8 protein-coding genes are annotated in these 9514 nt (G+C 51.9%); 5 read left to right on the top strand and 3 right to left on the bottom strand.

The genetic code is table 11. From position 1 onward, the window contains the following. Positions 1-332: 332 nt before the first annotated feature. Positions 333-701, bottom strand: a complete 369-nt coding sequence (locus L1F29_RS09140) for a VOC family protein (protein ID WP_258388014.1) — start codon at positions 699-701, stop codon at positions 333-335. A 236-nt stretch (positions 702-937) separates the two neighbouring features. On the opposite strand from L1F29_RS09140, the gene L1F29_RS09135 reads away from it, so the two are divergent. Then, entirely contained in the window at positions 938-1774 is an 837-nt protein-coding gene (locus tag L1F29_RS09135; protein ID WP_258388013.1) for a helix-turn-helix domain-containing protein, read from the top strand. Between the two features lie 80 nt (positions 1775-1854). Here L1F29_RS09135 and L1F29_RS09130 read toward each other — a convergent pair whose 3' ends face one another. Then, positions 1855-2316, bottom strand: coding sequence for a MarR family winged helix-turn-helix transcriptional regulator (locus tag L1F29_RS09130; RefSeq protein ID WP_258388012.1), 462 nt, complete (start codon positions 2314-2316; stop codon positions 1855-1857). 301 nt (positions 2317-2617) lie between these two features. Between L1F29_RS09130 and ilvD the strand changes: the two genes are divergently transcribed. Next, the gene (gene ilvD / locus L1F29_RS09125) at positions 2618-4303 is read left to right on the top strand and encodes a dihydroxy-acid dehydratase (RefSeq protein ID WP_258388011.1); all 1686 of its coding nucleotides are present in this window, start codon (positions 2618-2620) and stop codon (positions 4301-4303) included. A gap of 104 nt (positions 4304-4407) precedes the next feature. Here ilvD and L1F29_RS09120 read toward each other — a convergent pair whose 3' ends face one another. Next, positions 4408-5790: a polysaccharide deacetylase family protein gene (locus L1F29_RS09120; RefSeq protein WP_258388010.1), complete on the bottom strand. Its 1383-nt coding sequence runs from the start codon at positions 5788-5790 to the stop codon at positions 4408-4410. Between the two features lie 273 nt (positions 5791-6063). Here L1F29_RS09120 and L1F29_RS09115 point away from each other — a divergent pair, with 273 nt between their 5' ends. The 3 genes from L1F29_RS09115 to L1F29_RS09105 all read left to right on the top strand — a co-directional run bounded on the left by L1F29_RS09115 (position 6064) and on the right by L1F29_RS09105 (position 9510). Further along, on the top strand, positions 6064-7179 hold the full coding sequence (locus tag L1F29_RS09115) for an AI-2E family transporter (protein ID WP_258388009.1): 1116 nt from the start codon (positions 6064-6066) through the stop codon (positions 7177-7179). A 223-nt stretch (positions 7180-7402) separates the two neighbouring features. After that, entirely contained in the window at positions 7403-8356 is a 954-nt protein-coding gene (locus tag L1F29_RS09110) for a metallophosphoesterase family protein (RefSeq protein WP_258388008.1), read from the top strand. A 278-nt stretch (positions 8357-8634) separates the two neighbouring features. Further along, entirely contained in the window at positions 8635-9510 is an 876-nt protein-coding gene (locus L1F29_RS09105; protein ID WP_258388007.1) for an AraC family transcriptional regulator, read from the top strand. Positions 9511-9514 lie beyond the last annotated feature (4 nt).

Raw genomic sequence — 9514 nt, 5'->3', positions numbered from 1 at the left:
ACCCCGCAAGAAAAGCACCGTCTTCACGAGCATAAACGTGTGAAAAACTACCACGCCTAATGTTTCATAACCACCTGCCAACGGAAGCAAAATACCGTGCAGTACCTTATGAAGGGAGGTTGCGTTAATGGCAAAACAACAAGGACATGCCCGGCAAAATACACAAACCCGTACGAAGGACCGGAAAGGAAACGGCGGCAAAAGCTAGCAAGCTCCAAGTGAGCGGATAAAGAAGGGAAGGCCCTTTATCGCTATGCTGTACACTCGCAAGTGGACAAATTCTCAGATGAAGGGGCCTTCCACCCGCTTAAGAACGGCTGCCTTATTGTACCTTACATCCATTCGATGAATTCGAGCCGGTTGCCGAAAGGATCATCGATGAAGAAACGCTCGATCCCTTCTCGCTCTTTATCGTCACGCACCTCGATTCCCCGCTGAATAAGGAGCGTACGAAGTTCAGAGAGCCCTTCCACCCGAAAAGCCGGATGAGCCTTGCGGGCCGCCGTGAAATTGTTTTGAATGCCAATATGGACCTGATGATTGCCGCATTGAAACCATACGCCTCCTCGGCTCTTCAGCTTCTCGGGCTTCTCGATTTCCGGCATGTTAAGAATGCCCGTATAGAAGGTCCGTGCTTGACTTTCCGATTGTGCCGGCGCCGCCAGTTGAACATGATCCAAACCGTGGTATTGATGCTTCAATCTCCGCCCACCCCCTTGTTCCACTTAATGAAACTAAGTTTCATTAATATCATACAATATGACGGCAATGATTTCCATAATATGTTTGCTATGTAGAACGAAGCATTCCTGAAACATCTCCTGCAGACGCTCATCGAACCTCCTTCTATTGCCGCCTCTTAAGCGGCATGCTATGCTCATTCCAATACCTAGTGCTGCCTCTTGTGCAATCGCAATTCAACAGGGGGGATAACCGAATGCAGACGCATGGCAGTATACCTTCGAGTCATTATGGGACATTGGGCATCGATACTTACGTTGCCGGCCATTTTAATCAAGCAGATACCTACTTCACCCTTCGGCCTGAAGGCAGAACAGACTGGCTCATCACATATACGTTGTCAGGGGAAGGCTATTTCAAGCTGGGAAGGTCAACCTACCGCACGCAGGCAGGCGACGTCGCTTTATTGAAACCGGGCACACCTCACCATTATGGAACAAGTCCCGGCCATAAGTGGAATTTCATCTGGACCCATTTCACCCCAAGCCCGCAGGATATGCCCATGTGGCAATTCCCTGAGCAGCAGCCGGGCTTCTATCATACCTCCATTGAAAACGCTCACAGCAGAGAGCGCATCGCAGGAGCTTTATCGCGAATTATTATGGATGTCCGGCAGCGCCGGCCCTACTGGAAGATGCTCTGCGCGGGCGCTATACAAGAATTGCTTCTCTTGCTGACACAGACCGCGTCGCGCAATATAGATCCGCGTGTGGAGGATGCTCTCGATTTGCTGACGAAACGGATGAAGGAGCAGGTACGCGTGGAGGATATCGCCAAGGAAGTCGGCATCTCGGAATCCAGGCTCTCCCATTTGTTCAAATCGGAGACCGGTCAATCCGTCATTGATGCTCTAAACCGTATGCGCTTGAGAGAGGCAGCCGCGCTTCTGCTGCATACGCACCGCAGTGCGGCCGAAATTAGCGAGGACGTCGGATTCGGCAATTACAATCATTTCTTGAATCAATTCAAGAAACGGTACGGAGCGAGTCCAAGCGCATACCGCAAATATAACTTTACGGCGCGTGACGAATAGAGCTGGGAATGTCAAACAAGCCCAAGGCTGCTTGTCCGTAAGACAACAGGCTTGGGCTTGCACGGACCATGCCGCATTCCTCAACATTCTTCAGGTTCAAGCGCGTTCGCAGCGTCCATATTCGCGTTTATTTTCTCGAAGAGCCGTGTCAATTCCCTCACATCTTCATTCGATAATCCCGAGAACATCTTCTCCGAAATCAGCTTGCGCCTCGACTTCAGCTTCTCGGCCAGCTCCGCTCCTGCTTTCGTAACCGTCAGAATTACGACACGCCGGTCGTCCTCCGCACGTTCACGCACGATCAGGTTCATCTCAAATAACTTATCGGCTATTCCGGTCACGGCACCGGGCGTTATGTAAAGCTGGTCCGCCAATGCGGAAGCCTTCTGCGGCCCATCGTCAAACAATCGGACAAGTATTCGGCCCTGCAGCGCATTCAAGCCACGGTAATTGCCTTTGGTCCATTCCGAATCCATTCTGCGTTTCATCTGGATAAACGACCGTTCGAGCAGCGCCAAATCATGCTGATCCATCTCCGACATGCGCCGTTTCACCCTCTCCATCGAGCATCTTTCATAAACTTAGAACAAACCGTTACAGTTGTAAAGGGTGCGGCTGCATCTAAGCGCAAATAAGCCCAAGTAAACCTCTATTCGTTTATCATGAGCCGTTCCAGCCGCTTTTATAATTTGAGGCGCCGGGCAAAATCGCGTTCAAGAAAGGGGGCTTCAGACAGTCTGGTTAAAGCATTCGGCCGCTTTCGATTCTAGTATTGTATTCTAGCCATATAGCGTCCATTGTGGTAGACTGTTCAGTATTGAATTATCCTTGGGAGGGACAGATATGGCGGCAAAAAAGATGCGCTCAGACATGATTAAAAGAGGTTTCGACCGCGCCCCGCACCGCAGCTTGCTGCGCGCTGCCGGTGTCAAAGAAGAAGACTTCGACAAACCGTTCATCGCGGTTTGCAACTCGTATATTGATATTATTCCCGGACACGTCCATCTGCAGGAATTCGGCAAGCTCGTTAAAGAAGCAATCCGCGAAGCAGGCGGCGTTCCCTTTGAATTTAATACGATCGGCGTTGACGATGGCATCGCGATGGGTCATATCGGCATGCGCTACTCGCTAGCGAGCCGCGAAATTATCGCCGACTCCGTCGAGACGGTCGTGAATGCGCACTGGTTCGACGGCATGGTTTGCATTCCGAACTGCGACAAGATTACCCCGGGTATGATGATGGGCGCGCTTCGCGTCAACATTCCGACGATCATGGTATCGGGCGGCCCGATGAAAGCCGGCAAAACTTCCGACGGACGCTCCATCTCGCTCTCCAGCGTATTCGAGGGCGTAGGCGCTTACCAATCAGGTAAGATCGACGATAAAGGCCTTCAGGAGCTTGAGCAGTTCGGCTGTCCGACCTGCGGATCCTGCTCCGGCATGTTCACCGCGAATTCGATGAACTGCCTGGCGGAAGGACTCGGATTGGCCCTCCCGGGCAACGGTACGATTCTCGCCGTCTCTCCGGAGCGCAAGGAATTCGTCAAGAAGTCGGCGGCTCAGCTGATGAAGCTGATCGAGCTCGGCATCAAGCCGCGCGATATTGTTACCAAAGAAGCGATCGACAATGCGTTCGCGCTGGATATGGCTTTGGGCGGTTCCACAAACACGGTTCTTCATACGCTTGCTCTTGCGCATGAAGCCGAAATCGACTACCCGATCGAACGTATCAACGAAATCGCATCGCGCGTTCCGCATTTGGCCAAGATCGCGCCAGCCTCTGACTGGCATATCGAGGACGTTCACGAGGCAGGCGGCGTAAGCGCCGTTCTTAACGAGCTGTTCAAGAAGGAAGGCGCGCTGAACGGGGAAGTTATAACGGTAACCGGCAAGACGCTCCGCGAGAACGTTGCAGGCTGCGAAATTACGAATACCGAGGTGCTTCGCACGATCGACAACCCGCATAGCGAGCAAGGCGGCCTGGCCGTTCTGTTCGGCAATCTTGCACCAGGCGGCGCAATCATTAAAGTCGGCGCGGTGGACAAGTCCGTCGGCGGTTATTTGAAAGGCCCTGCCATCTGCTACAATTCGCAGGACGAAGTACTTGCAGGCATTGCAGCCGGCCAGATCAAAGAAGGACATGTCGTCGTCATCCGTTACGAAGGACCTAAGGGCGGACCTGGCATGCCAGAGATGCTCGCTCCAACCTCCCAGATCGTTGGCATGGGTCTTGGCGCCAAAGTCGGTCTCGTTACCGACGGACGGTTCTCCGGCGCTTCCCGCGGCATCAGCATCGGACATGTTTCGCCTGAAGCGGCAGAAGGCGGCCCGCTCGCGTTCGTTGAAGACGGTGATCTGATCGAGCTGGACTTGAACAACCGCACGATGAACCTGCTTATCAGCGATGAAGAATTCGATCGCCGCAGAGCGAACTGGAGCGGCTTCGAGCTTAAGGTGAAGAAGGGCTATCTGGCCCGTTATGCACACCTCGTCACGAATGCCAGCACAGGCGGCGTTATGAAAATATAATCGGCATTACACCAAACAAAGCGCCAGAAAACGTCTACGGACGACTCCTGGCGCTTTGTTTGGTTTTCTCATACGCAAAGAACAGCCTCAACGGAAAAATGCCGTTAGGGCGTAAACTCCCTCGCGGCATTGGCGTTGTCGTACGTGCTATGCGATAGTGTCGTCCGGTTGGATGGCTGAAGATTCTCTTCATACCCCGCTGCCGATTTCCACAGCGGCTTCAACGACTCTTCCTTCCCGTAACGACGGTTAAATTCCTCCATTGACATGGCGATTATTCGTGGCGACAGCCGCCCTCCCTGATCCTTCACCCGCTTCTTGCCGGACGGATGAAGCACCCGCAGCAGAAACTTCAAGTACAATCGCGTCATTTTGTCGAACAGCCCTTTGGGAAGCTCCAGCACACTAAACCCGAATTGCTCCGCACCTTTGTTTATCATGCTGATCCCGTACAATCCTCTGACGCGTTCATAATCCTTACGGCCGGCTATTGTTGCCGCCAGCTTCGGCAGAGCCTGCTCCACCTCGCGAATGAGGCGAATGGCGACATGCATGACTGACCGCGACTCCGTCATCAAGCGGTATAACTTGCCGTTATCGAAGTGAAGCTCAATGACTTCATCTTTATCTTCGATTGTTTGTCCGTCAGAGAGGTGAAGGGTTTTGCCATGGTACGGTACAACCCGAATGTGGAAGACGGAATCCGTACCGCCGGATTCAATGCGGAACAGAACGTGAAACAACCGCTCCCAAGCCATCCAGCCGGCTACGATTGTTCGTTTATACCAGCTGATTGAGGGCTTCAAGGACTTGTTTCGGTCAGTGATCTTAATCATATCGGGTACGGTGACAAATTCGTATCCACGATGCTTGCCTGCTTCCAGAAAAGGCTCAAGCGCCGCCAGCATGTTGGCGGGCGCATCGCGATCGGCACCTAAGGTAGCCCCGCAGTCATGCAGCAGCAGCACCTCACCCGGGCGGAGCTTCTTAAACATACGCTTCTGCAATCGTTCGGATCCTACCCGACTGCGCCAGTCGCCGAACAGCGCCGACCATAAAATAATTTGCAGGTAGCCTAAATTGGAGAAATCGAATAAATTGACGATCCCCCATGGCGGACGATAATAAACGGTACGCTCGCCCGTTACCTTCTTAATAATTTCCGAGGTTCGGTGAATTTGTTTCTTGACCGTTCCCGGTCTCATGAACCAGTTGCTCTTATGCACGTAGTTATGGATTCCAATGACATGTCCTTCCTCGTGCATGCGGCGCAACAGCTCAGGATGTCTCTCCGCATGAATGCCGACTACAAAGAACGTCGCCTTCGCATTGAATTTCTTTAACAGATCCAGCAGCTGCGGCGTATAAACCGGATCAGGACCATCGTCAAATGTAAGCGCGATTTCGTTCTTCGCCCGTCCTTTCTTGAAAACCCGAAAACCGAACGTACGGCTGATCAGTCCCGGGAGAAAAGCGTAAAACGTCAAAATGTAAAAACCCCAAAGAAATAAATTTTCCATGTCCGTTTCCCCACCATCCTGTTTCAATCCCCTGTCCAACCCTGGAAGGCGGTGCTGCTTCAGATGCCTACTTTATTGTAACATACACCTGATAAGAACGGCTATGGTTGTTGTCATATAGGTGTACCATGAAATAACGGAGCACCACCTATTTTGAACAAGTTTAATTAGGCAACACTTGGAATATATAGTACAATCGTGATGATCCAAATCTATACTGAAGAAGAGGAGTTAGAAAGCATGATTTCCTTTTACCGTAAATATTGGCGAACCGCGTTCGACATCGCGCTCATCGCCTTGACGGTCTATTTGATTATGTTCGCGTTCAGTTATTTGTATCGAATTGCTACACCGATATTCCTCTCTTTCCTAATCTTTATGTTCATTGAACCGCCTGCCCGCTGGCTGACCCGGATCGGATTGAAGAAATCGATAGCCGCGGCGGTTTCCATTCTTATCTTTACGCTTGTCATTGTCGGCGCATTCGTCGGAGCCGGCATTATCGTCGCCAATCAAATAACAGGCCTCGCTGAGAAGCTGCCCGTTTATCAGCAAATTCTAGCCGAGGAATTCGCTCAGAACGCTTCGGTCTGGGTGGATAAGTACAAAGCGCTTCCGCCCGGTATCATCGAGAAAGCGCAGGATGCCATATCGTCTATTACGGAATGGGGACAGCGTATCGCCACCAGCTTTCTCGTATCATTAGGCGGGTATTTGACTTCGTTCTCCACCTTTATCTTTAACTTCGGCATCGGAATTATTCTAGCGTACTTCTTAAGCCTTGAAATTAAAGACTGGAAGAAAGTGGCCCGCGAGAAGACACCGAAGACCTTCAAGACAGCGTTCTTCTTTCTGAAAGATAATGTGTTCACAGGCATTGGCATCTACTTGAAATCGCAGCTGAAGCTAATCTCCGTCACCTTTATCGTCATTTTCATCTCGCTGTTATTTCTCGGCGTAGACAATGCGCTATCGATTTCCTTGCTTGCAGCTGTATTCGACGTTCTGCCGCTGCTTGGCGTCAGCGCCGTATTCGTGCCGTGGATCATCTACTTGGTTATTGTTGGCAAGCTGTCGCTCGCGATCTGGCTTACGGCGCTGCTGCTCGTCGTCACATTGACGCGGCAATTTCTCGAGCCCAAAATAACCGGCGAGACGCTCGGCGTATCTGCGTTTACCATGTTCGCGTTCATGATCGTTTCCATGTCGCTATTCGGCATAGCCGGCGTCATTCTTTCCCCGATCTTGATGATTCTAATTAAAGCCTTGTATGATCAGCGGTATTTTCACCGTTGGATCAGTCCGCCTAAGGGCGAATTCGATTCGAGTCCCGAAACGCCTGCCGCATCTGATTGATTCAGCACACATATAATGCAATAGGCTGAAACGAACCCTTGATTCCAGTTTGATGGATCAAGGGTTTTTGGATTTTTAGAAAGATCGCCTTTTCCATTGTTGATTCTTGTGTTTTTATCTTGTTTCTCATTGTTTCTCATTGACAATTCCCGATTTTTGCTATTATGATGAGGATAGATTGTTGCATTTATTGTCTTTAATAGGAAAGGGGAGCGCCTCGCAGATGGCCAATGATAAGCAGCTTCGTTTTCGCCAAGACGGCACGTTTAAGATCGTCCAATTTACGGATGTGCATCACACTAGCGACGGGAGAAACAGCATTCCGACGTTTGAACTAATGGAAGAGGTATTGGCGAAGGAAACGCCCGATCTGGTCGTGTTTACAGGTGATTTAATTGCAAGCCACGGGGACCCGAAACCGAAGGATGCCATTCAGGAGGTTACGGCGGTAGCCGAGAAAGCCGGTATCCCGTTTGCCGTCGTGCTCGGCAATCACGATGCCGAGGGACTCGTGCCGCGCGAGGAGATGATCTCGGTCTTTGACGGAAATCCATACAGCTTGACGGAAGCAGGCCCTGACGACATCAGCGGATACGGCAATTACGTACTCCCTATTCAAGGATCCGCTGCCGAGAAGCCTGAGGCGGCTCTTTACTTTGTCGATTCAGGCGATTACGCACCCGCCCATATCGGCGGATACGATTGGATTAAACGCGACCAAATCGAATGGTATGTCCGGCAATCGAGCGCATTGACCGCGCAGAATGGCGGCAATCCGCTGCCGTCTCTGGCCTTCTTTCATATTCCGCTTCCAGAGTACGACGAAGTATGGAATTCACATGCCTGCCGCGGTGTCAAATATGAGGAGGTATGCTCTCCAAAAATAAACTCCGGCTTTTTCACCGCATTAGTCGAGATGGGCGACGTTATGGGCACATTCGCGGGTCATGACCATGTGAATGACTATAACGGCGAATTCCACGGCATTCGCCTCTGCTACGGACGCGCAACCGGCTATAACACATACGGCCGGGAGGGCTTCCCGCGCGGCGCCCGCATCATACAGCTGCAAGAAGGGCAGCGCGGTTTCGATTCGTGGCTTCGGTTAGCCGACGGCTCTATCGTTCAAGAACAGCCCGAGCATCTGCCTGCCGGACGCGTGTTAAGCGAAGCGTAGTCCTAGTGGAAGCAGCAGCGTAACTGAGCAAGGTAGGACCGGGACCGTGCAATACTCGCTATGATCGTACCAAGTGGCCGTGCAGATCTTCATCCTGCACGGCCTTTTCTTGCTTCAGGCGGCAGCTTCCCTCTCGCATTGGGCTTGATGGGCCGTACACGGCCAAGCATCTCGACTCGTCACATCGAACATGGCATATGGACATATGTAGTTTTATAAGCTACGCTTTGAGAAGACTTTATACTTGCTTCTAACCCTATCTTGATGGAGGAATAGGTATGCATCTGCATCATTCTTTCTACTCACTAGGCGTTAACTCCCTGCCCAGCCATGGCGAGTTGTCGGCTTTATTTTGCGGCCATGCCCGGCCTCTCCCATCCCATCAGGTAGGACCGGCAGTACGCAATGATTACCTTGCCCATACCGTCATGTCCGGGTGCGGTTACTTCGAAATCGACGGCAAGCAATACCATTGCAAGGAAGGCGATACCTTCATCATTTTTCCGGAAGTGCTCTTCACCTACACCTCGGATGCGGCGGCGCCATGGTATTACCGGTGGGTAGCGTTCAAGGGAGCGCTTGCTCAGCCCTTGCTGGACAGCATGGGCATAACCCCCGCTCAGCCGATCATACATCTCCGGGATCTGCGTACCGTCATCCGGCTTTACCGGAAGCTGGAATATACGCTCAAGCACTCCGCCTACCCGGAGCTGGCCGATCTGGAAGCGAACGGACTGCTTCGGCTGCTGCTGAAGGAATTCGGCCTGGTAAACGCCGGGAAACGGACCTTCCGCACGCAGCCGGCCATACCGGATATTGAACGGCAGATCAAACAAGCCGTTCGCTGGCTCTCGCTGCAGTATGCCCAGCAGATTTCAATCGAGGACTTGTCCCGCACGCTCGGGTATCACCGCACTCATTTATCCAAGATGTTCAAGCAGACGACCGGTCTGTCGCCAATGCAATTTCTGCTGAAGGTACGTATGGAACGGGCGCGGGAGCTTCTTGACGGCCAGAAGCACCTGACGATCGATCATGTCGCATCGTCGGTCGGTTTTACCGATGCTCTGTATTTCTCCAAGCAGTTCCGCAAATGGTACGGAAGCTCGCCCACGGAATATCGTGCAGGCAGACGGGCAAATAGCCGCTCATAACCTT

This window comes from Paenibacillus spongiae, assembly GCF_024734895.1.
GTDB lineage: Bacteria > Bacillota > Bacilli > Paenibacillales > Paenibacillaceae > Paenibacillus_Z > Paenibacillus_Z spongiae.
This window is presented reverse-complemented; position numbering and strand designations above follow the sequence as displayed.